Source organism: uncultured Bradyrhizobium sp. (assembly GCF_964252615.1).
GTDB lineage: Bacteria > Pseudomonadota > Alphaproteobacteria > Rhizobiales > Xanthobacteraceae > Bradyrhizobium.
This window is the reverse complement of record NZ_CAXUNQ010000051.1, coordinates 1-21157: the sequence shown is the minus strand read 5'-3', so window position 1 is coordinate 21157 and position 21157 is coordinate 1. Positions and strand designations below refer to the sequence as shown.

Sequence of the window (21157 nt, the reverse complement as noted above, 5' to 3'; positions counted from 1 at the left end):
ATCAGTTCGCCTGGCGGCGCAGGAATGCCGGAATATCCAGATGATCGTCCCCCTGTGGCGCGGATGCAACAGGCGCGGGCCGGCCGTGGGCATCAAGTCCCTGCGGTGCGGGCCGCTTTCCATATTCCGACACCGGCTCCTGGGCCGCCATCTGCTCGGCTACGCTGCGCTGCGGCTTGCGCTCCGGCAGCGGAGGCAGCGGCGCCATGGCCGGGCCCGCGGCGCGGGCCGCAATCGGCGGCTCGCTTTCCTCGTCGCGACGGCCGAGACCGACATTGGCGAGGCGCTGCAGCAGCGACATCCGGACTTTTTGCGGATGCTGCTCTTCGTCGGTCTCGCCCCGGGCCTGACGAATCTCGTTTTGCGCCGGCATCGGCAAATCTTCGAACTTCGGCATCCGGGGGGCACGGAGCGGTGCACGCTCCGCAGGTTGCGGGATGAAGGCCTCGGGCGTCGCCGGCTCCTGGACCTCGAGGCGTTTGACGTCCTGATCCGGAAACAATGACGGCTTTTGCACGATCGGCCGCACGGTGACGTCGCCGTAGGAAGCCGGCTGCATCGAAACCGGAGCCACCGGCTGCATCGATTCCGGAGCCACGGCGGCGGCGATGGCCGCCAGCGCCGCGCGCTCGATGCTGTTGGCCGGAGCGCGAGCTGCGGCGGGGGCCTGAACCGGGCGCGGCGCGTCCGATTTCTGCGCGGTCGCGGCGACGGCGCGCTGATTGTCCGCCCGCAGCTTCGCGGTGACGTCGGCAAGGCGGCTGTCGGGCGTGGCGACTGCGGAAATGACCGGGGCTGCGACGGGTCCGGCCGCCTTGGCAATCGCGGCCTGCTCGATGCCGGTAGCGACCACCGAAACGCGAATGATCCCGTCGAGGGTTTCGTCGAAGGTGGCGCCGACGATGATGTTGGCGTCCTGATCGACTTCCTCGCGGATCCGGGTGGCGGCTTCGTCGACTTCGAACAGCGTCAGGTCCTTGCCGCCGGTGATGGAGATCAACAGGCCGCGGGCGCCCTTCATGGACGAATCATCGATCAGCGGATTGGCGATCGCGGCTTCCGCAGCGGTCAGGGCGCGCTTCTCGCCGGAAGCTTCGCCGGTGCCCATCATCGCCTTGCCCATTTCGCGCATCACCGCGCGAACGTCGGCGAAATCCAGGTTGATGAGGCCTTCCTTGACCATCAGATCGGTGATGCAGGCGACGCCCGAATAGAGCACCTGGTCGGCCATCGCGAAAGCGTCGGCGAAGGTGGTCTTTTCATTGGCGACCCGGAACAGGTTCTGGTTCGGAATGATCAGCAGCGTATCGACCACCTTGTGCAGTTCGGAGATGCCGGACTCGGCGGTGCGCATGCGGCGCTGGCCTTCGAAGTGGAACGGTTTTGTCACGACGCCGACAGTGAGAATGCCCATGTCGCGCGCGGTCTTGGCGATGACGGGTGCGGCGCCGGTGCCGGTGCCGCCGCCCATGCCGGCGGTGACGAACACCATGTTGGCGCCGGACAGATGGTCGCGGATTTCGTCGATGACTTCCTGCGCCGCCGCCGCGCCGACGTCCGGCTGCGAGCCGGCGCCGAGGCCTTGCGTGACCTGGGTGCCCATCTGCACGATACGCTGGGCCTTGGACATTGTGAGCGCCTGCGCGTCGGTGTTGGCGACGACGAAATCGACACCCTGCAGCCCGGCGGTGATCATGTTGTTGACGGCATTGCCGCCAGCGCCGCCGACGCCGAATACGGTGATCCGCGGCTTCAGTTCGCTGATGTCTGGGGGAGTAAGATTGAGTGCCATGGTTGCCTCTCGATTACGCGCGCGTTGTTTCACGGGGTCCTTGGCCGGCGGCCGAAGGCGGGGGTGGAAGTCGAAGAAAGCGGAAAAGATTCATTAGAAGCCCTCGCGAAGCCATCGTCCGACCTTTCCGAAATAACCGTCAGTCCCTGTCCTGAGCTGCCGCGTATGCCGCGGTTCGACATGTTCAAGATGAGCGTATTGCGGATAAACCAGCAGGCCCGAAGGGACCGCGAACGACGCGCTCTTGGCCTCGCTGGGCAGCCGTCCGAAACCGAGCGGGCGGCCGATGCGCACCGGGCGGCCCAGAATCTGGCTCGCCAGTTCGGCAATGCCGGTGAGCTGCGAGGCGCCGCCGCTCAGCACAACCCGCGCCCGCGGCTCCGCCGCAAAAGGGGATTCCGCAAGCCGGTCCCTGACCATCTCAAAAATCTCCTCGGCGCGCTGCCGGACGATGTTCGCGATCGTGGCGCGGGACACGATCTGCGGAACATCGCGATCGTTGTCTCCGGCCGATGGCACAGACATCAACTCGCGCGCGTCGGACCCGCCGGTCAGCACGGTGCCATATAACGTCTTGATTCGCTCGGCATCCGCAATGCAGGCACCCAGGCCGCGCGCCAGATCCATCGTGATGTGCTGCCCGCCGAGCGCAAAACCGCCGGCATGGACGAAGCGGCCGCCGGAATAGATCGCCATCGTGGTCGTGCCGGCGCCCATCTCGATGACGGCGGCGCCGAGATCGGCTTCGTCATCGGTCAAAACCGAGAGCCCGGCGACATAGGGGCTGGAGGCCATGGCCTCGACGTTGAGGTGGCAGCGCTCCACCACCAGCATCAGGTTCTTGGCGACGGTTGCGTCCGAGGTCACGACATTCATGTCGACGCCGAACTGCCGCGCCACCATGCCCCGCGGATCGCGGATGCCCTTGACGCCGTCGAGCGCGTAGCCGACCGGCAGCGCATGCAGTACGGTGCGGCCCTCGGCGGTGGCATGGCGCATCCCGGTCGAGGTGACGCGGATGACATCGGCGGGCGTCACGGCGCCGCCCTTGATGTCTGCGGCGGCTTCGATCAACTGGCCCTGCAGGCGTCCGCCGGACACCGACAGCAATACGGATTCGACCCGGACCTTCGCCATGCGTTCGGCCAGCGCCACCGCATGACGCACCGCCTGCTCGCATTCGGCGAGATCGACCACCGCGCCGGCCTTGACGCCGCGTGACTGGATCTGGCTGTAGCCGATCAGTTCGACCGCATGGCTGCGGCCGCGCAACGCGTCGTTCGGCGGGCATGGTTTCAGCCGCGCGATCATGCAGGCGATCTTGCTGGTGCCGATATCGAGCGAGGCCACCAGCGCGGTACGCTTCTGCGGCATCGGGCGCGTCTTCGGCGTCTGTTTGCGTTCAAGGCCGCTCATGCGCTGCCGGCCTTTTTCTTCGACTTGTCCTTGAACAGCTCTTCGCGGGCCTTGGCGGCATCTTCAGACAGCCGCACCGTCATCCGGTCCGGCAACCGCATGTCGATCGCGGTGATGTCGCGCGAAAACAACCGCTCATCCCTGTCCAGCCTGGTCAGCGCCGCCAACGCATTGCCGACGTCGTTTTCCGGCAGGCGGACGTCGAGGCCATCCTTGAGCCGCAGGTTCCAGCGCCGCTCGCCGACGAACACGGCGGCCTTCATGGCCGAGCGAACGCGCGGATAACGATCCAGCAGTGCGAAGAAATCCCTCGCGCGGGTTTCGGCGCCCTTGCCCACCACCAGCGGCAATCCCCTGAAGCGGCGGGCCACGTAAGGCTCCAGCACCGCGCCGTCATCGGCGATCACCGAGAGGCGGCCGTCCTGCTGCCACAGCGCGAACGCCGAGCGTTCGGTGATATCGATCTGGAGCTGGCCGGGATAGAATTTCTGCACGTTGGCGTCGCCGATCCATGGATTGGCTTTCAGCTTGTCGCGCACGACGGCGGCATCGAGAAACAGCAGCGACGAGCGGCCGTTGACCCCGCCGATCGCCAGCACCTCGTCCTGCGTCAACTGTTTCCGGCCGTTGATGGCCACGGCGACGATCCGGAACCCGACGGAATTTGCCAGGGCATTCCGTGCGTCGCTGAGCGCGGTGGTCAGTTCCTCGACATGACCGCCCTTGACGACGCCGAGACCGGCGCTGCCCAGCAGCATCACGACGGTGGCGGTGACGCCGACCCGGCGTGGAACATGGCGCTCGAACCACGCGATCAGGCGGTGAGGGTTTTTTTCGCGCTCGGTGAGCCGCTTGGCCCGGGCGCGCTTGATCTCGGCCAGCCGCCGGCGCAGCGGCGCCAGTTGCTCGCGCAACAGGATCAGCGCGCCTTTCGCCGCGGCCTTCAACAGGTCAGCTTGGGGCCTCAGCGATCGCAGCGACCGGTCGAGGCGTCCTGCACCATCCATTGCACGAGCTCGTCAAATGTTATGCCCGCAGATGCGGACGCTGGCACTCCTGCGCCAGCGTTAACCTTCGGACTTCCTGGTAAACAAAGGGTAAAATAGGTGCGGCCAGGTCGCGATTTGATGCGCGGCGTGAACGGCTTGCCGGACACCATCGTCATTTCCGTCACAGCCGGGGCTCCGTCTGGCCGGGCTTCGGCGGCGAAGCTCACGTCATGGCCGGACTTCGGCGGCGACCCCAAATCCCGTCATGGCCGGGCTCGTCCCGGCCATCCACGTCTTTCTTGGCTTCAGCGCCGCCAAGACGTGGATGCCCGGGACAAGCCCCGGGCATGACGAATCTCGGCGGGGCGGACATGACAACCGCAGGGACGGGCATGACGAACTTCGGCGCGGCGGCCGCGACGAACCGGCGGCGCTTCAGTTGAGCTTTGAGGGCGTTGCAACTCCGTCATGGCCGGGCTTGTCCCGGCCATCCACGTCTTGCAGAATTCCCGCATGGCAGGTGGCTGGGTGTACATTCTGACCAATCGTCCGAACGGCATTCTGTATGTCGGCGTGACCAGCGATCTCGTCCGCCGCATCTACGAGCACCGCTTCGGACTGGCCGAGGGCTTCACCAGGCGGTATGGATTGAAGCGGCTGGTCTACTTCGAGCGGTTCGACGATATCCGTCAGGCCATCCAGCGCGAGCACACCATCAAACACTGGTCGCGCGCGTGGAAGGTCCGCAAGATTATCGCCGTCAACCCGGAGTGGGACGACCTTTACGCGACGATCGCGACGTAAGACGTGGATGCCCGGGACAAGCCCGGGCATGACGAACTTCGGCGGAGCTCAAGCCCCGGGCATGACGAATCTCGGCAAAGCTCAAGCCCGCCGGGGCGGGCTTAGTGCCGCTGCGCCCGCTTCCGGGCCAGCGCGATCTGGTCGTTCAGGAAATCGGCGAACGCGATTCCCTGCGCCTGGAGCGCCTTCGGATACAGCGAGGCCTGGGTCAGGCCCGGCAGCGTATTGGTTTCAAGAAACACCGGGCCGTCCTCGGAAATGATGAAGTCGGAGCGCGAATAGCCGCTGCAGGACATCGCCCGGTGCGCCTTGAGCGCGTGGTCCATGATCTCGGCGCCGAGGTCGGGTGCGAAACGCCCGGGGCAGATTTCCCTGGTCGATTTGGCAAGATATTTTGCGCGGTAGTCGAAGCCGAACCCGCCCTCGGCTGGAATGATCTCCACCGTCGGCAGCGCGATCAGCGAGCCGTCCAACAACTCCAGCACGCCGCAGGTGGCTTCCGCGCCAACGATGAACGGTTCGATCACATAGTCTTCGGTCCTGGCCGCATGGCGTACCTGGACCAGGTCCTGCGTCGAATTGACGAAGATCAGGCCGTAGCTCGATCCGTCCTTTGCCGGCTTGGCGATCAGCCTGCCGTACTGCGCCAGCGCCGCTTCTGCATTTTCCAGCGCCACGCCCGGCGGAGGCTTCACGCCCGCGATCGCCGCAAAGCGTTTTGCCGCCACCTTGTCGAAAGCCAGATGCGACGAGGCGGAGCCGGAACCGGTGAAGGCGATTCCGCGCAGTTCGCACATCGCCTGAAGTTCGCCGTTCTCCGCCATGCCGCCGTGCAGGCCGAGCAGCAGCAGGCGGTTGTCCGTGACCGCCTGGTCGAGCGCCTGCTCGATGCCGCCGACGCCGGGATCTGCCGGCTCGAACGCCTGCTCGAACGGACGGGAATGACCGAGCAGCGTGTCGGGCGCGACCGCATGCACGGTGTCGCCGACATTCCAGAACCACAAATCGGCGTCAGGCAGCGCCGAATGCAGCGCCTGGGCGCTGGCCACGGACACCAGCCGCTCCTTGCTCAAGCCGCCGAAGAGAATGGTGGTCCGCATCGTGCCTCTTCGCTCATTCCGGGATGCGCCTCCTGCCGGGCGCTTGCGTTGCTCGCGCCCCGGAATGACGGCGTATTAACGTGCGATTCCGATTCGCTTGATTTCCCATTGTAGCTCAATCCCGGAATTCTCTCTCACCCGCGCGCGCACCGTCTCGCCCAGCATTTCGATGTCGCAGGCTGTCGCTTCGCCGGTGTTGATCAGAAAATTGCAGTGCATTTCCGACACCTGCGCGCCGCCGAGGCGCAGGCCGCGGCAGCCGGCCGCGTCGATCAGTTTCCAGGCGCTGTGGCCGGGCGGATTCTTGAAGGTCGAGCCGCCGGTCTTTTCGCGGATCGGCTGCGCGGTTTCGCGATGGATTTGGACCTCGTCCATGCGCGCACGAATCGCCTCCGGCGCGGCGATGACGCCGCGAAAGCGCGCCGAGGTGAAAATGATCGAAGGATCGACGCCGCTGTTGCGGTAGACGAATTTCATGCCTGCACTATCGAAGGTGTGCTTGTGGCCGTCGCGGGAGATGCCGGCGGCTTCGATCAAGACGTCCTTGGTCTCGCCGCCATTGGCGCCGGCGTTCATGCGCAATGCGCCGCCGACCGCGCCGGGAATGCCGAAGTAAAATTCAAGGCCGCCGATGTTCGCCGCGGCGGCGGTTTCCGCCACGCGCTTGTCCAGCGCCGCGGTGCCGGCGCGCACGATGTCGCCATCGGCGCTGGTTGCGCCGAAACCGCGCGGGCTGAGGCGGATGACGACGCCGGGCATCCCGCCGTCGCGCACGATCAGGTTGGAGCCGACGCCGACGACATAGACCGGAATTTCCTCGCGCAGGTGGGCGAGGAAATGGACGAGGTCGTCCTCGTCCGCCGGCGTGAACAGCACTTGCGCCGGCCCCCCGACGCGAAACCAGGTCAGCGGTCCGAGCGGCTCATTGGCGAGCAGCCGCCCGCGCAAGCCAGGCATCGCGGCTTTAAGCTCGGGTGTGATGTCGGGGAAGCTCATGATTTGTCGTCATGGCCGGGCTTGTCCCGGCCATCCGCGTCGATCTGCCGCGTCATTGCCGGGCTTGATCCGGCAACCCATCGCCTTCGAGAGCAACTTACCAAGACGATGGATACGCGGGTCAGGCCCGCGTATGACGCAGTAGACGTGGATGGCCGGGACAAGCCCGGCCATGGCGAACTGGGGTGCGTCGTGGTCTCCATCACCCCAGCGCCTTCAGTTCGGCCGGCAGCGCATAGGCCCATTGCGTGATATTGCCGGCGCCAAGACAAACCACGTAATCGCCGGGGCCGGCGACGCCACGCACCACGCCTGCGAGAGCTGCGGCGTTTGGCAGCGGAATCACTTCGCGGTGGCCATGGGCGCGCAGGCCGAGGACGAAATGGTCGCGGTCGACGCCCGGGATCGGCGCCTCGCCCGCCGGATAGACCTCGGCGACGATGACGGCGTCGGCGTCGTTGAAGCAGGTACAGAATTCCTCGAACAACGACTGCAGCCGGGTAAAGCGATGCGGCTGCACTACCGCGACCACCTTGCCGTTGATCGACTCCCGCGCAGCGCGCAGCACCGCCGATATCTCGACCGGGTGATGGCCGTAGTCGTCGATGACGGTGACGCCGTTCCATTCGCCGGTCTTGGTGAAGCGCCGCCGCACCCCGCCGAAGCCGGCCAGCGCCTTGCGGATCATGGCATCCGACAATCCGAGTTCATGAGCCACCGCGATGGCCGCGGTGGCGTTGAGCGCGTTGTGCCGCCCCGGCATCGGCAGCACGAGGTCGGCGATCTCATGCGCGGTGCCCGCTTTGCGGTCGCGGAACGCCACCCGGAAGGCGGAGCCGGCGTTGACCGGCGCAAGCTCGAGCAGCCGCACGTCGGCCTGCGGATTTTCGCCGTAGGTGATGATGCGGCGATCCTCAATCTTGCCGACGATCGTTTGCACGACGGGGTGATCGATGCACATCACCGCGAAGCCGTAGAACGGGACGTTCTCCACAAAACTGCGAAAGGCCTCCTGCACGGCTTCGAAGGTCTTGAAGTGGTCGAGATGCTCGGGGTCGACATTGGTGACGATGGCGACATCGGTCGGCAGCTTCAGGAACGTGCCGTCGCTCTCGTCGGCTTCCACCACCATCCACTCCCCGGCGCCAAGCCGGGCGTTGGTTCCATAGGCGTTAATGATGCCGCCGTTGATCACGGTCGGATCGAGGTCGCCGGCGTCGAGCAGCGCCGCTACCATCGACGTGGTGGTGGTCTTGCCGTGGGTGCCGGCGATCGCGACGCAGCTTTTCAGCCGCATCAGTTCGGCCAGCATTTCGGCGCGGCGTACCACCGGGATGCGCTGCGCCCGCGCCGCCATCAATTCCGGATTGTCGCGCCGAATCGCGGTGGACACCACCAATACGTCGGCGCCGGCGACGTTTTCGGCCTTATGACCGATGCCGATGGTGATGCCTTTTTCGCGCAGGCGGTTGACATTGGCACTCTCCGAGGCGTCGGAGCCCTGCACCGTATAACCGAGATTGCAAAGCACTTCGGCAATGCCGCTCATGCCGATGCCGCCGATCCCGACGAAGTGGATAGGTCCGATCTCACGCGGCAGTCTCATAGGGGCATGTCTCGTTGGTCCTCGTCACGCCCGGGCTTGTCCGGGCCATCCACGTCCTGCTTCGCTGCCGGTTATGAAAGACGTGGATGGCCGGGACAAGCCCTGCTGGATTCACATATCTCGTCATACGCGGGCTTGACCCGCGTATCCATCCATCTTCGGAAGAGTTGTTTCGAAGGGAATGGATTGCCGGGTCAAACCGGCAATGGCGGCCGAGATGTGTGCATCCAGCCGAATGAGGCCCGGCCAGACGGAAAACAGCGACGTTCGCGCCGTTAATCCTGAATCCCCGCCACTTTCGCCACCAGATCGGCCAGCCGTTCGGCGGCATCGAGCTTGCCGACGGTACGCGCGCCCGCCGCCATCGCGGTCAGCCGCGCGGGTTCCGCGGCAAGGCCGGAGATTTCCGCGGCGAGCCGGTCGGGCGTGAAATCTCCCTGCGCGATTCGGATCGCGCCGTTCGCCCGCGCCAGCACGCCGGCATTGGCGAACTGGTCCTGATCGATCGAGCCTGGCAGCGGCACCAGGATCGAGGGGCGGCCGACGGCGCCGAGCTCGGCGACGGTGCCCGCGCCGGAGCGCGAGATCACCAAATGGCTCGACGCCAGCCGGGCCGGCAAATCGGAAAAGAACGGCGCCAGTTCCGCATCGATCTTCAACCGGTCGTAGGTCGCACGCACGCGCGAAAAATCCTCCTCGCGCACCTGCTGCACCAGGACCAGTCTGCGCCATAGCTGAGGTTCCAGCCGTCCGATCGCGCTGGGCACGACATCGGACATCACCCGCGCGCCCTGGCTGCCGCCGACCACCAGCAAGCGCAGCGGACCGGCCGAATCGAGCGCCGCGAACGGCACCGCCGCGGCGGCGAGAATCGCCGGGCGCATCGGCGTGCCGGTGGTCGTCGTCTTCACCGCCAATGCCGGATCCTGATCGAGCACGCCCGGCAGCGAGGTCGCGATCGCGCTGACGCGGCGCGAGAGAAAACGGTTGGCGCGGCCCAGCACCGCGTTGGAATCGTGAATGACGGTTGGAATGCCGAGCAGCCGCGCCGCCAGCAGCGGCGGCAGCGTCGGATAACCGCCGAAGCCGACCACGGCGGCGGGCGTCGACCGCCGCATCAGAGTGAATGCGACCGCCGTACCGGCGGCGAGCGTCACGCCCGTGCGCGCCAGCGACCACGGCGAGCGCCCGCGCACGGTTTCGCTCGGCACCACGTCGATCATGTCCTTCGAGAACAATCCGCTGTAGCGCAGCGCACGGGAATCCGTGACCAGCCGCACGCGCACGCCGCGCTTCATCAGTTCGACGCCGAGCGCCTCGGCGGGAAACAGATGGCCGCCGGTGCCGCCGGCGGCCAGCAGAATCAGGGGAGAATTATTCATCGGCAGGAGTGTTGCAAATTTCCGCCGTCATTGCGAGCCGACGGGTCCGGTTTCGCCGGTCCGATGCCAGGCTCCGCCAATCAATCATTCCCGTCATTGCCGGACGTGACACTACCGGTTCACACATCTCGTCATACGCGGGCTTGACCCGCGTATGCATCCATCTTCCGAAAAGTCGTTTCGAAGAGGGGATGGATTGCCGGGTCGAGCCCGGCAATGACGGCGAGATGTGTGCGTATGGTAGGTCAAACCCGGCAATGACGATGGGCTGCGTGCATCCGGAAGGGCTTGACCCGGCAAGCCATCGCGTTCGAAAGATTGATGTGAAAATCGACGGATGCGCGGGCCAAGCCCGCATGACGATAGTTCGCTCGCTGGCAATGCCGGAAGGTAAAGATCAGGCGTAGCTGCCGACCGCGTTGGCGTCGCCGATGGATTCCATCTCGGTGCGCGGCCGCAGCCGCGTCAGCGCCAGCATCATGCCGACGCCGTAAGCCAGCGAGATCATCGACGATCCGCCGTAGGAAATGAACGGCAGCGTCATGCCCTTGGCCGGGATCAGATGCAGGTTGACCGACATGTTGATGGCGGCCTGTACGCCGAACAGGATGGCGAGGCCCGACGCTGCGAACCGCGCGAACAGGTCCTCGGTGGCGTAGGCGCGCAACAGCGTCCGGATCACGATGAAGGCGAACAGCGCGAGCAGCGCCAGGCAGAGAATGATTCCGAATTCCTCCGCGCCCACCGCGAATACGAAGTCGGTGTGGCTGTCGGGAAGGCTGCGCTTGGCGATGCCCTCGCCCGGCCCCAGCCCGAACCAGCCGCCATTGGAAAAGGCTTCCATCGCGGTATCGACCTGGAAGGTATCGCCTGACGCGGGATCCATGAATCGCTTGATGCGGCCGGCGACATGGGGCACCAGAAGATAGGCGCTGAACAGGCCCGCCGCCGCCGCGCCGGCAAGCCCGAACACCCAGACGATCCGCATGCCTGCGATAAAGAACAGCGAGCCCCACACCATCAGGATCAGCATGGTCTGGCCGAAATCCGGCTCCATCACCAAAAGCGACACCAGCATCATCAGCACCACCAGCGCCATCGACGTCGCCGGCATTTCCGGCCGCCGCGCCGATTCCGCAAACAGCCACGCCGCCAGCACCACGAAGGCCGGCTTTGCCGATTCCGACGCCTGGATATTGACGCCGAGCAGCGTGATCCAGCGCCGCGACCCCTTGACCTCGGGTCCGAACAGCAGGGTCGCCACGATTAAAATGACGCTGACCGTGAATATGACCAGCGCGGCGCGGCGGATTTGCCGCGGCGACAGGAACGACACGGCGATCAGCACCATGAACGACGGCAGCAGAAACAGCACGTGGCGGTTGAAGAAGTGGAACGGGTCAAGCCCGATCCGCGTCGCCACCGGCGGGCTCGCCGCCAGCGACAGGATGACCCCGCCCAGAATCAACGCCACGATCGCCGCCAGCAGCAGGCGATCCACGGTCCACCACCATTCGCTGAAAGGGGTGCGTTGTTCACGGGAGATCATGGCGCTTGTCCTGAAGGCGGAGGTTTGCCCATTGGTGCGCCGTCACGGTTACCGGAGGGTTAATGCAATCAGGCATTCCGTCATTCCGGCATGCGCCGCGCTTTCCCCCTCGTCATGCCCGGCCCTGTACCTACTGGATTCACATATCTCGTCATACGCGGACTTGACCCGCGTATCCATCCGTCTTCGCAAGAGTCGTTTCGAAGCGGATGGATTGCCGGGTCAAGCCCGGCAATGACGATAAGATGTGTGCATCCAGTAGGGACAAGCCCAGCCATGACGGCAAGGGGGTCACACCACCTTCTTCACGCCGGGCAGCGCCGTCACCAGATCGCGGAAGCGGTCGCCGCGGATTTCGAAATTGCGGTACTGGTCGAACGACGCGCAGGCCGGCGACAGCAGCACCACCGGATCGGCCAATCCCGCCGCCTCCGCATCGCGGGCGGAACTGGCGACGGCGACGTCGAGCGTTTCGCTGATCTCGTGCGGCACCCGGTCGCCGAGCGTGCCTGCGAATTCCTTCGCCGCCTCGCCGATCAGGTAGGCCTTGCGGATGCGCGGGAAATATTCCGCAAGGCTGGTGATGCCGCCGAGTTTCGGCTTGCCGCCGGCGATCCAGAAAATATCCGCGAATGACGACAGCGCATGCGCCGCGGCATCCGCGTTGGTGCCCTTAGAGTCGTTGACGAACAGCACGCGGCCGCGGCGGCCGACCTGTTCCATGCGATGGACGAGGCCGAGAAAACTGCGCAGGGCTTTTTGCAGGTTGTCCCCGCCGACGCCGAGCGCCAGCGCGCAGGCCGACGCGCAGGCGGCGTTCTGCGCATTGTGCAGGCCGCGCAGCGAACCGATGGCGCTGATGCCGGCGATGTCGCTGCGGGCGCCGCCGGCGGCGCGCACGATTCTTTCGCGCTCGACGGTGATGCCGTCCGCCAGCGGGCGTTTCACCGAGACCCGCACCACGCGTCCGCCGGATTGATCGATCCGGTCGGCAATCGCGCGGCACCAGCCGTCGTCGACGCCGACGATCGCCGTGCCGCGGCGCTGCACGCCGGCCACCAGCCGTTCCTTCACCGCGGCGTAATTCTCCATGGTGCCGTGGCGGTCGATGTGGTCCTCGCTGATATTGAGCAGGATGCCGATGCCGGGATCCAGCGACGGAGACAGATCGATCTGATACGACGACATCTCGATGACGTGGACGCGGCCGGCGCGCGGCGGCTGAAGCGACAGGATCGCGGTGCCGATATTGCCCCCCATCTGCACGTCGTGACCGGCCTCGCGCATCAGGTGCGCCACCAGCGCCGTGGTGGTGGACTTGCCGTTGGTGCCGGTGACGGCCACGAACGGCGCATCTGGCGCGTGACGGCGGCGCTCGCGGCAGAACAGTTCGATGTCGCCGATCACTTCGACGCCGGCCTCGCGCGCGGACAGCACCGACCAGTGCGGCGTCGGATGCGTCAGCGGCGCGCCGGGCGTCAGCACCAGCGCCGCGAAATTCGCCCATGACACCCTGCGCAAGTCCGCGGTGATGAAGCCGGCCTGCGCGGCCTTCGCCAGATTGTCCGTGCTATCGTCGCCGGCGATGACTTCCGCGCCGCCGGCCTTCAGGGCACGGCAACTGGCAAGTCCGGAGCCGCCGAGCCCGAACACCGCGACGGTCCTGCCGGCGAAAGAGGTGACCGGGATCACGACCCGGATTCCATCAGCATGCCGTCCCCGCGAAGGCGGCGACCCATAACCACCGACGCTTGCCGCCGCGCTCGCAGGCCGGCCCGGTCTTCGCAGAACAGACGCAGGGGTCTGGGGGTCCCCGCCTTCGCGGGGACGACGCCGGATGGATTGTTCACCACCTCGTCACCGCAGCTTCAGCGTCGAGAGGCCGGCAAGCGCCAGCATGACCGAGATGATCCAGAACCGGATCACGATCTGCGGCTCGGTCCAGCCTTTCTGCTCGAAATGGTGGTGCAGCGGCGCCATCCGGAACACGCGCTTGCCGGTGAGCTTGAACGAGATCACCTGCACGATGACCGACACGGCTTCGAGCACGAACAGCCCGCCGATGATCGCCAGCACCAGTTCGTGCTTGGTCGCGACCGCGATCGCGCCGAGCATGCCGCCGAGCGCAAGCGAGCCGGTATCGCCCATGAAGATCGACGCCGGCGGCGCGTTGAACCAAAGGAAGCCGATGCCCGCGCCTATCACCGCGCCGCACACCACCATGAGTTCGCCGGTACCGGCGACGTAATTGATCTGCAGGTAATCGGCGAACACCGCGTTGCCCGACAGATACGCGATGACGGCGAAGCTCGCCGCCGCGATCATCACCGGAACGATCGCCAGACCGTCGAGACCGTCGGTGAGATTGACGGAATTGCCGGCGCCGACAATGATGAACGCGCCGAAGATGACAAAGAGCCAGCCGAAATTGATGATCACATCCTTGAAGAAGGGGATCACCAGCGCGCTGGACAGCTGGTCGCGGCCGAGCCGGATCAGCGCATAGCAGGCGGCGAGCGCGATCAGCGCTTCGATCACAAGACGGATGCGGCCGGCGAAACCGCTGTGGCTCTGCTGCGTGACTTTCAGGTAATCGTCGTAGAATCCGACGAAGCCGAATCCGAGCGTCACCGCGAGCACGATCCAGACATAGGGATTGGACGGATTGGCCCACAGCAGCGTCGAAACCATGAGGCCGGACAGGATCATCAGCCCGCCCATCGTGGGCGTCCCCTTTTTGGTGACGAGGTGCGAGGCCGGGCCGTCGGCCCGGATCGGCTGTCCCTTGCCCTGGCGCAGGCGGAGATTGTCGATGATCCAGGGGCCGAACAGAAACACGAACAGCCCGCCGGTGAACATCGCGCCCCCGGTGCGAAAGGTGATGTAGCGAAACACGTTCAGGAACGCGCGAAATGGAAACAAAAAAGGCACGCTGTTGGAAAGGTCGATCAGCCAGTAGAACATTTAGTCCGCCTTATACCGCCATGTCGTCGAGCGCGGTCTTGCCGGGGAAGCGCTGTTCGAGTGCCGTGACAATCGTCTTCATCTTCGAGCCGAGCGAACCCTTGACCATGATGACGTCGCCGGCGCGGATCGCCGCCAGCACCTGCGATTCGAGCGCATCGGCGCTCCCGGCATAGCCGCCCCGCTTGCCCGAGGAAAGGGCGTCCCACAGATTGCGCATCAATGGGCCGCAGCAATATACCAGATCGACATGATCGGCTTTGACCGCCTCGATCAGGCCGCGATGCAATTGCGCGGCGGTGGGGCCGAGCTCGAGCATGTCGCCGAGCACCGCGATGCGCCGTCCGTGCGGACCGACCGAGGCCGCGCCGAGCACGTTCAACGCGGCGGCCATCGACGCCGGATTGGCGTTGTAGCTTTCGTCGATCAGCGTGGCCTCGCCGTGCCCCACCTGCAGCGCATGCCGGACGCCACGGCCCGCGGCGGGCTGCGCGTGCGACAGCGCCAGGCCCGCGAGCGCCAGATCGGCGCCGGCCAGCGACGCCGCCGCCAGCACAGCGAGAGAGTTCATCGCCATGTGGCGGCCGGGCATCCCGAGCTTGTAGGTGACCTCGCGGCCGAGGATGTCGGCATGAACCGCCGAGCAGGCCGCATGCAGCGACACGTCGATCAGCCGCGCGTCGGATTTTTCGTGCGAGCCGAACGAGACGATGCGCGCAATGCCGAGCTGTTCCGCCTGCCTCTGCAAGCGCGCAAACTGCGAATTGTCGCGATTGAGCACGACCGCCCCGCCGCGCTCGACGCCTGCGAAAATTTCCGCCTTGGCGTCGGCGATCGCCTCGATGCCGGTAAAGAACTCCAGATGCACCGGCTCGACGGTGGTGATGACGGCGACATGCGGCCGGACCATCCGGACCAGCGGCTCGATCTCGCCGGCGTGGTTCATGCCGATCTCAAAGATCGCAAAACGCGCGGATGCCGGACAGCGCGCCAGCGACAGCGGCACGCCCCAGTGGTTGTTGAACGAAGCGGCCGAGGCATGGGTCTCGCCTTGCGCGCCGAGCACGCGGCGCAGCGCTTCCTTGGTCGAGGTCTTGCCGACCGAGCCGGTGACGGCGACGATCTCGGCGCTCAGCCGCGCCCGCGAGGCGCGCGCCAGATCGACCAGGCCGGCGAGCACGTCATCGACAACCAGCAACGGCGCGTCATTGGGAAATTTCTGGCGCTGCGCGGTTTCGACCACCGCCAGTGCCGCCCCCGCGTTCAACGCCGCGGCGACAAAATCATGGCCATCGTGCACATCGCCCTTGATCGCAAAATAGGCTTCGCCCGGCGAGATGGTGCGGCTGTCGATGGAAATCCCGATGATCGCGTTGGGCAGCTTGCCACTTACGGCGGCGCGCATCGCCTCCGCCATCTCCAACGATGTCCACAGCGGCGCGCTCATGCGACCCTCGACGCCAGCGCCGCCGCCGCGGCCTCATGATCGCTGAACGGCAGCGTATGGTCGCCGACGATCTGCCCGGTCTCATGGCCCTTGCCGGCGATCAGCAGCGCATCGCCGGGCTGCAGAGCGGCGATGGCCACCCGAATTGCCTCGGCGCGGTCGCCGATATCCCTGGCGCCCTTCGCCGCGGCCAGAATGGCGGCGCGGATAGCGGCCGGATTTTCGCTGCGCGGATTGTCGTCGGTAATGATGACGCTGTCGGCATTGCCGGCGGCGATTTCGCCCATCAGCGGCCGCTTGCCGGCGTCGCGGTCGCCGCCGGCGCCGAACACCACGACCAGCCTGCGTTTTGCATAAGGCCGCAATGCCTGCAGCGCCTTCGCCAGCGCGTCCGGCTTGTGCGCGTAATCGACGAAAATCGGCGCGCCGTTGCGTTCGCCGACGCGCTCCAGCCGGCCCCTGGCGCCTTCAAGATGTTCAAGCGCGGCGAACACACGATCGGGCGCGCTGCCGGTGCCGATCGCCAGACCCGCGGCGGCCAAGGCGTTCTCGATCTGGAATTCGCCCACCAAGGGCAATCGCAACGCGCGCTTGCGGCCCTGATGTTCGAGAACGAGTTTCTGTCCGAAGCCGTCAATCGCGGCGTCGGCCAGACGAATGCCTTCGCCCCCGTCGCCCCTGCGTCCGACCGTCATGATGCGCAGTTTGCCGGCCCGGGCGGCGTCGACCGCCGCCTGCGACGTGTCATGGTCCGCCGATATCACCGCAGCCCCGCCGGCCGCGACCAGGTCGCGGAACAGCCGCAGCTTGGCGCCGAGGTAGTGCGCCACGTCCGGGTGATAGTCCATGTGATCGCGCGACAGATTGGTAAAGGCGCCGGCGCCGATGCGGATGCCGTCGAGCCGGTACTGGTCGAGGCCGTGCGACGAAGCCTCAAGCGCGAGGTGCGTGACGCCCTCGCTCGCGATTTCATCGAGCTGGCGATGCAGCGCGATCGGGTCTGGCGTGGTCAGCGATCCATGCACGGACCGCTTCGGCGACACCAGCCCGATGGTGCCGATGCTGGCCGCCGCATGGCCGAGCCGCTGCCAGATCTGCCGCGTGAAGGCGGCGACGGAGGTTTTGCCGCTGGTACCGGTCACCGCGGCGATAACGGCCGGCTGACGGGAAAAGAACCTTGCCGCGGCGAGGGCCAGCGCGCGGCGCGGATTGGACGTGGCGACGAACGGGACGCGGCGGTCTTGCTGCGGCGAATGCTCGCCGGCAATGGCCACCGCGCCGGACGCGATCGCCTGATCAATGAACCGCGCGCCGTCGGTTTTGGCGCCCGCAAGTGCGAAGAACAGATCGCCCGGCCCGACGGCGCGGCTGTCCGCGGCAAGGCCGGTGACCACCACCTCGCCGGCCTGGGCATCAAGCCCGAACTCGTCGCCAAACAGGTCGCGAAGTTTCATGGTCTTCCAAATCAGCCGCCGCACCGGCAATGCGTCTACTGGCTTGTCTTCGATGTCGCAAGAATAAGGCGGTCGGACGGCGGCAGGTCGAACCGCGGCTCGATTCCCAGCAGCGGCGCAATCCGCGCAATCACCTTGCCCCCGGTCGGCACCGCGTTCCAGCCGGAAGTGATGAAGCCATGGGTTTCCGGCAGCGCCTTCGGCTCGTCCAGCATGATAAGCAGCTGAAATTGCGGGTTGTCCGCCGGCAGGATCGCGGTAAACGAGTTCAACACCTGCTTTTTGGAATAGCGTCCATTGATGACTTTTTCAGCCGTGCCGGTCTTGCCGCCGATATAATAGCCCTTCACGTCGGCCTGCTTGGCGGTGCCGATTTCGGCGTTCAGCCGCATCAGGTAACGAATCTTGTCGCTGGTTTCCTTTTTCACCACGCGCTTGCCGATCGCAAGCGCCTCTTCCTCGCTGCGCTTAAGGAACGTCGGCGGAATCAGAGTGCCGCCGTTGATCATGGCATTGATGCCCATCACCGCCTGCAGCGGCGCCACCGCGATGCCGTGTCCGAACGCGATGGTGATGGTGTTGAGTTCTCCCCATCGCTTCGGCACCAGCGGCGAGGCGCTTTCGGGCAGTTCGGTGCGCAGCCGGTCGAGCTGGCCGACTTTTTTCAGGAACGTTCGGTGCGCCTCGACGCCCTGCGACAGCGCCACCCGTGCGGCGCCGACATTCGAGGAAAAGGTGAAGACTTCCGACAGCGTGATGGAGCGGCCGAGCGGATGGGTGTCGTGGATGGCGAACTTGCCGTAGTGCAAGGCGCCGCGGGCATCGTACAGCGTGCCGAGATTGGCCTTGCCGGAATCCAGCGCCATCGCCAGCGTCAGCGTCTTGAAGGTCGAGCCCATCTCGTAGACGCCGGTGGTAAGGCGGTTGATGCGGTCGGGATCGTGCGCCTCTTTCGGATTGTTCGGATCGAAATCCGGCACCGATACCATGGCGACGATCTCGCCGGTCTTGACGTTGGACACCAGGCCGGATGCCGCCTTGGCCTTGAACTTTTCCTTGGCCTTGATCAGTTCATCGCGCAGCGCGTGCTCGACGCGCAGGTCGATCGACAGTTCCACCGGCTTTTGCAGCCGGTCGGTGGCGAAGCCGGCGCGATGCAGGTCGGCAAGGCCGTTGCTGTCGAGCCATTTCTCCATTCCCGCAATGCCCTGGTTGTCGATATTGACGAGGCCGATCAGGTGCGCGACTTCGGCGCCGGTCGGGTAGACGCGCTTGTTCTCGCGCAGGAAGCCGATGCCCGGGATGCCGAGGCGATGAATTTCCTGCTGCTGCTGCGGCGTGATCTCGCGCTTCAGCCAGACAAAGCCTTTCTTGCCGGACAGCCGTTCGCGGACTTCGCCGGTGTCGAGATCCGGCAGCGTTGCAGTCAGAAGTTCGATCGCTTCATCCTTGTCGATGATCCGCCGCGGTTCGCCGAACAGGCTCGGCGCCTTGACGTCGGTGGCCAGCACTTCGCCGTTGCGGTCCACGATATCCGGCCGCGCGGTTGCGATGGCGTCCTGCGAGGCGGTGCGGCGCGCGCCGTGATTGTCGCCGACTACGGCGAACATGATCAGCCGGCCCGCGATCACGGCGTAGATCGCCGCGAAAGCCACGATGGCCAGACCGACGCGGGCGCGCGCCTTGGCGGCGCGATCGACGTTGCGTCCGTACAGCAGGCTGCGGACCAGCCGCTGCCGCCACGGTTCGGCGGATTTTTGCCCGGGCTTCCTGGGCTTGACGAGAGCGAGCGCCTGATCGGTCACTGCTGATCCTCCGGCGCCGGCACCGAGCCGGTCACGGTTTCCGATTCGATGGCCTGCAGCATCGCGCCGATCGGATCGGGATCGCCTTTGCGGAAGAAGCTCGGCGGGCGGTCGGGCAGGTTCTTCAACTGATCGAACTGGACGGCGGTGATCGGCTTCAGCGTCAGATGCCGCTCGGCCAGGCCCTGCAGCCGCAGCGGCGCGTCGAGCTTGGCCCACTCGGCGCGCAGCGCCGCGATGGCGTCGCGCTGCTCGCGCACTTCGGCATGCAGCCGCAGCACGCGCTCGGTGCGGGAGGTGGATTCCATCTTGATGCGGTAGACATAGGCCGCGGCGAACAGCAATATGCCGATGACGAGGAGATGGACGAACCGCATGGTCAGCCCCCCCTCATGACGGCGGCGAGCGAAGGCCATGCCGGCAGCGCTGCGGCGGCAAGCGCCGGCGCGTCGGTGCGTTCGGCGGCCCGCAACTTGGCCGACCGCGCGCGCGGATTGGCGCGCACTTCGGCGTCCTGCGCGATCACCGGACGCCTGGTCAGGATCCGGAAGGCCGGCGCGGACCTGGCAATTTCAGGCAGATGCCGCGAGCCGCCGCCGCTCCCGGCCCGTTCGTTGAAAAAGTTCTTGACGATGCGGTCTTCCAGCGAATGGAACGACACCACCACCAGCCGGCCGCCGGGCTTCAGCACGCGCTCGGCCGCCGCCAGGGCGAGATGCAGCTCATCGAGTTCTTCGTTGACGAAAATCCGCAAGCCCTGAAACGTCCGCGTTGCCGGATGAATGTCGCCCGGTTTCGACCGCACTACTTTCGAAACGATCCCGGCCAGGGCGCGCGTGGTCGTGATCGGCGCTTCATGTCGGCTGGCCGCGATGGCGCGGGCCACGGCGCGGGAATGACGCTCTTCGCCGAAGATGTAGATGATGCTGGCGAGATCGGCCTCGGAGGCCGTGGCGACGATATCCGCCGCGGTCGGACCGTCGTGCCCCATGCGCATGTCGAGCGGGCCGTCGAGGCGGAAGGAGAAGCCGCGGCCTGCCTCGTCGATCTGCATCGAGGAAACTCCGACATCCATCACCACGCCGTCCACCGCGCCGGCGCCCTGCGCGGCGCAAACCTCGGCGAGATTGGAAAACCGGTTTTCCACCAGGGTCAGCCGGCCGTTCGACCGCTCGACAAGGTCAAAGCCGCCGGCGATGGCGCTGCGGTCGCGGTCGATCCCGATCACCCGGGTATCGGCCGCATCGAGAATGGCCCGGCTGTAACCGCCGGCGCCGAAGGTGGCGTCGACATAGAGGCCGCCGTCACGCAGGCCGAGCATCGCCACGGCCTCGCGCCCGAGCACCGGAATATGGCGCGGCGCCGCTGCGCTCATGCGCGCACCCCGGGGAGCCGCCAGGTAAAACTGGGCAGGAGCAGGTCCATTCCGCCTCGAATATTCTGACGCCGCCCCGATCTGGTCCGCAACAAGCACTCCGCACGCGAAGTTAGCTGACAAACCCGGGTCTCCACATGGGATGTGATGGGCTGCCATGGGATTTGAGCGTCAATGGAACCTCGGCCGACCCCGCCGGTTCGGCTCTTCACCTCTCAGTAACGTCATTTAGGCTTAAGAAAGCGTTGACGAACTGGAGTCATTGCGGAACGTGAGGCCTCCCCTTGATCATTCCGGGTCAGAAACAAGGCGGGCAGACGTCCTACCAGCCTGTCCCCGCCATCCACGTCTCTACGACGGCGCCGCCCTCCCTTCGTCATGCCGTCTTGCGACACCCGCCGCCGCTCTCCCCTTTGTCATGCCCGGGCTTGTCCCGGGCATCCACGTCTTTGCGGCCGCCCGTGGATCAAGACGTGGA

At 66.0% G+C, this 21157-nt stretch carries 17 protein-coding genes and 1 pseudogene; 2 read left to right on the top strand and 16 right to left on the bottom strand.

Annotated features, from left to right (window positions below):
- Window position 1 precedes the first annotated feature (1 nt).
- The 4 genes and pseudogenes from ftsZ to ACFE72_RS20230 all read right to left on the bottom strand — a co-directional run.
- Window positions 2-1792: a cell division protein FtsZ gene (gene ftsZ / locus ACFE72_RS20245; protein WP_375414906.1), complete on the bottom strand. Its 1791-nt coding sequence runs from the start codon at window positions 1790-1792 to the stop codon at window positions 2-4.
- A 93-nt stretch (window positions 1793-1885) separates the two neighbouring features.
- On the bottom strand, window positions 1886-3208 hold the full coding sequence (gene ftsA, locus ACFE72_RS20240; protein ID WP_375414905.1) for a cell division protein FtsA: 1323 nt from the start codon (window positions 3206-3208) through the stop codon (window positions 1886-1888).
- Window positions 3205-4215 (bottom strand): cell division protein FtsQ/DivIB, encoded by a 1011-nt coding sequence (locus tag ACFE72_RS20235; protein WP_375414904.1) that lies wholly within the window; start codon window positions 4213-4215, stop codon window positions 3205-3207. The genes ftsA and ACFE72_RS20235 overlap by 4 nt, the downstream gene beginning before the upstream one ends.
- Window positions 4173-4357, bottom strand: a pseudogene (locus tag ACFE72_RS20230) (D-alanine--D-alanine ligase); the annotation flags it as partial. The gene ACFE72_RS20235 and the pseudogene ACFE72_RS20230, both read right to left, overlap by 43 nt.
- A gap of 308 nt (window positions 4358-4665) precedes the next feature.
- Here ACFE72_RS20230 and ACFE72_RS20225 point away from each other — a divergent pair.
- Complete coding sequence (locus tag ACFE72_RS20225; protein WP_375414903.1) at window positions 4666-5001, top strand: GIY-YIG nuclease family protein; 336 nt, start codon at window positions 4666-4668, stop codon at window positions 4999-5001.
- 101 nt (window positions 5002-5102) lie between these two features.
- Here ACFE72_RS20225 and ACFE72_RS20220 read toward each other — a convergent pair whose 3' ends face one another.
- The 4 genes from ACFE72_RS20220 to murG all read right to left on the bottom strand — a co-directional run bounded on the left by ACFE72_RS20220 (window position 5103) and on the right by murG (window position 10085).
- On the bottom strand, window positions 5103-6101 hold the full coding sequence (locus tag ACFE72_RS20220) for a D-alanine--D-alanine ligase (protein WP_375414902.1): 999 nt from the start codon (window positions 6099-6101) through the stop codon (window positions 5103-5105).
- Window positions 6102-6176: 75 nt separating this feature from the next.
- Entirely contained in the window at window positions 6177-7097 is a 921-nt protein-coding gene (murB, locus tag ACFE72_RS20215) for a UDP-N-acetylmuramate dehydrogenase (protein ID WP_375414901.1), read from the bottom strand.
- A gap of 202 nt (window positions 7098-7299) precedes the next feature.
- Window positions 7300-8703 carry a UDP-N-acetylmuramate--L-alanine ligase gene (gene murC, locus ACFE72_RS20210; RefSeq protein ID WP_375414900.1) on the bottom strand — a complete coding sequence of 468 codons (1404 nt, stop codon included), beginning with the start codon at window positions 8701-8703 and terminating at the stop codon, window positions 7300-7302.
- Window positions 8704-8978: 275 nt separating this feature from the next.
- Window positions 8979-10085 (bottom strand): undecaprenyldiphospho-muramoylpentapeptide beta-N-acetylglucosaminyltransferase, encoded by a 1107-nt coding sequence (murG, locus tag ACFE72_RS20205; protein ID WP_375414899.1) that lies wholly within the window; start codon window positions 10083-10085, stop codon window positions 8979-8981.
- Between the two features lie 11 nt (window positions 10086-10096).
- Between murG and ACFE72_RS20200 the strand changes: the two genes are divergently transcribed.
- Window positions 10097-10492, top strand: coding sequence for a hypothetical protein (locus tag ACFE72_RS20200; RefSeq protein ID WP_375414898.1), 396 nt, complete (start codon window positions 10097-10099; stop codon window positions 10490-10492).
- Here ACFE72_RS20200 and ftsW read toward each other — a convergent pair.
- The 8 genes from ftsW to rsmH all read right to left on the bottom strand — a co-directional run bounded on the left by ftsW (window position 10483) and on the right by rsmH (window position 20679).
- Window positions 10483-11634, bottom strand: coding sequence for a putative lipid II flippase FtsW (ftsW, locus tag ACFE72_RS20195; protein ID WP_375414897.1), 1152 nt, complete (start codon window positions 11632-11634; stop codon window positions 10483-10485). The genes ACFE72_RS20200 and ftsW overlap by 10 nt on opposite strands.
- Window positions 11635-11925: 291 nt before the next feature.
- Entirely contained in the window at window positions 11926-13326 is a 1401-nt protein-coding gene (gene murD / locus ACFE72_RS20190) for a UDP-N-acetylmuramoyl-L-alanine--D-glutamate ligase (protein WP_375414896.1), read from the bottom strand.
- 165 nt (window positions 13327-13491) lie between these two features.
- Window positions 13492-14598, bottom strand: coding sequence for a phospho-N-acetylmuramoyl-pentapeptide-transferase (gene mraY / locus ACFE72_RS20185; protein WP_375414895.1), 1107 nt, complete (start codon window positions 14596-14598; stop codon window positions 13492-13494).
- Between the two features lie 10 nt (window positions 14599-14608).
- Window positions 14609-16045: a UDP-N-acetylmuramoylalanyl-D-glutamyl-2,6-diaminopimelate--D-alanyl-D-alanine ligase gene (locus ACFE72_RS20180; protein ID WP_375414894.1), complete on the bottom strand. Its 1437-nt coding sequence runs from the start codon at window positions 16043-16045 to the stop codon at window positions 14609-14611.
- Window positions 16042-17499, bottom strand: coding sequence for a UDP-N-acetylmuramoyl-L-alanyl-D-glutamate--2,6-diaminopimelate ligase (locus tag ACFE72_RS20175; protein ID WP_375414893.1), 1458 nt, complete (start codon window positions 17497-17499; stop codon window positions 16042-16044). Before ACFE72_RS20175 ends, ACFE72_RS20180 begins: the two co-directional genes overlap by 4 nt.
- 35 nt (window positions 17500-17534) lie before the next feature.
- A complete protein-coding gene (locus ACFE72_RS20170; protein WP_375414892.1) occupies window positions 17535-19304 on the bottom strand; it encodes a peptidoglycan D,D-transpeptidase FtsI family protein in 1770 nt (589 codons plus the stop codon).
- Window positions 19301-19681, bottom strand: a complete 381-nt coding sequence (locus ACFE72_RS20165) for a hypothetical protein (RefSeq protein WP_375414891.1) — start codon at window positions 19679-19681, stop codon at window positions 19301-19303. The genes ACFE72_RS20170 and ACFE72_RS20165 overlap by 4 nt, the downstream gene beginning before the upstream one ends.
- A 2-nt stretch (window positions 19682-19683) precedes the next feature.
- The gene (rsmH, locus tag ACFE72_RS20160) at window positions 19684-20679 is read right to left on the bottom strand and encodes a 16S rRNA (cytosine(1402)-N(4))-methyltransferase RsmH (RefSeq protein ID WP_375414890.1); all 996 of its coding nucleotides are present in this window, start codon (window positions 20677-20679) and stop codon (window positions 19684-19686) included.
- Window positions 20680-21157 lie beyond the last annotated feature (478 nt).

What these genes read in the sequence shown, in the direction of transcription:
- rsmH (WP_375414890.1), bottom strand. Translation starts at nt 20,679, where the DNA reads ATGAGCGCAGCGGCGCCGCGCCATATTCCGGTGCTCGGGCGCGAGGCC.
- ACFE72_RS20220 (WP_375414902.1), bottom strand. Translation starts at nt 6,101, where the DNA reads ATGCGGACCACCATTCTCTTCGGCGGCTTGAGCAAGGAGCGGCTGGTG.
- murC (WP_375414900.1), bottom strand. Translation starts at nt 8,703, where the DNA reads ATGAGACTGCCGCGTGAGATCGGACCTATCCACTTCGTCGGGATCGGC.
- ftsA (WP_375414905.1), bottom strand. Translation starts at nt 3,208, where the DNA reads ATGAGCGGCCTTGAACGCAAACAGACGCCGAAGACGCGCCCGATGCCG.
- ftsW (WP_375414897.1), bottom strand. Translation starts at nt 11,634, where the DNA reads ATGATCTCCCGTGAACAACGCACCCCTTTCAGCGAATGGTGGTGGACC.
- ACFE72_RS20235 (WP_375414904.1), bottom strand. Translation starts at nt 4,215, where the DNA reads ATGGATGGTGCAGGACGCCTCGACCGGTCGCTGCGATCGCTGAGGCCC.
- murG (WP_375414899.1), bottom strand. Translation starts at nt 10,085, where the DNA reads ATGAATAATTCTCCCCTGATTCTGCTGGCCGCCGGCGGCACCGGCGGC.
- ACFE72_RS20225 (WP_375414903.1), top strand. Translation starts at nt 4,666, where the DNA reads ATGGCCGGGCTTGTCCCGGCCATCCACGTCTTGCAGAATTCCCGCATG.
- ACFE72_RS20180 (WP_375414894.1), bottom strand. Translation starts at nt 16,045, where the DNA reads ATGAGCGCGCCGCTGTGGACATCGTTGGAGATGGCGGAGGCGATGCGC.
- mraY (WP_375414895.1), bottom strand. Translation starts at nt 14,598, where the DNA reads ATGTTCTACTGGCTGATCGACCTTTCCAACAGCGTGCCTTTTTTGTTT.
- murB (WP_375414901.1), bottom strand. Translation starts at nt 7,097, where the DNA reads ATGAGCTTCCCCGACATCACACCCGAGCTTAAAGCCGCGATGCCTGGC.
- ACFE72_RS20165 (WP_375414891.1), bottom strand. Translation starts at nt 19,681, where the DNA reads ATGCGGTTCGTCCATCTCCTCGTCATCGGCATATTGCTGTTCGCCGCG.
- ACFE72_RS20175 (WP_375414893.1), bottom strand. Translation starts at nt 17,499, where the DNA reads ATGAAACTTCGCGACCTGTTTGGCGACGAGTTCGGGCTTGATGCCCAG.
- ftsZ (WP_375414906.1), bottom strand. Translation starts at nt 1,792, where the DNA reads ATGGCACTCAATCTTACTCCCCCAGACATCAGCGAACTGAAGCCGCGG.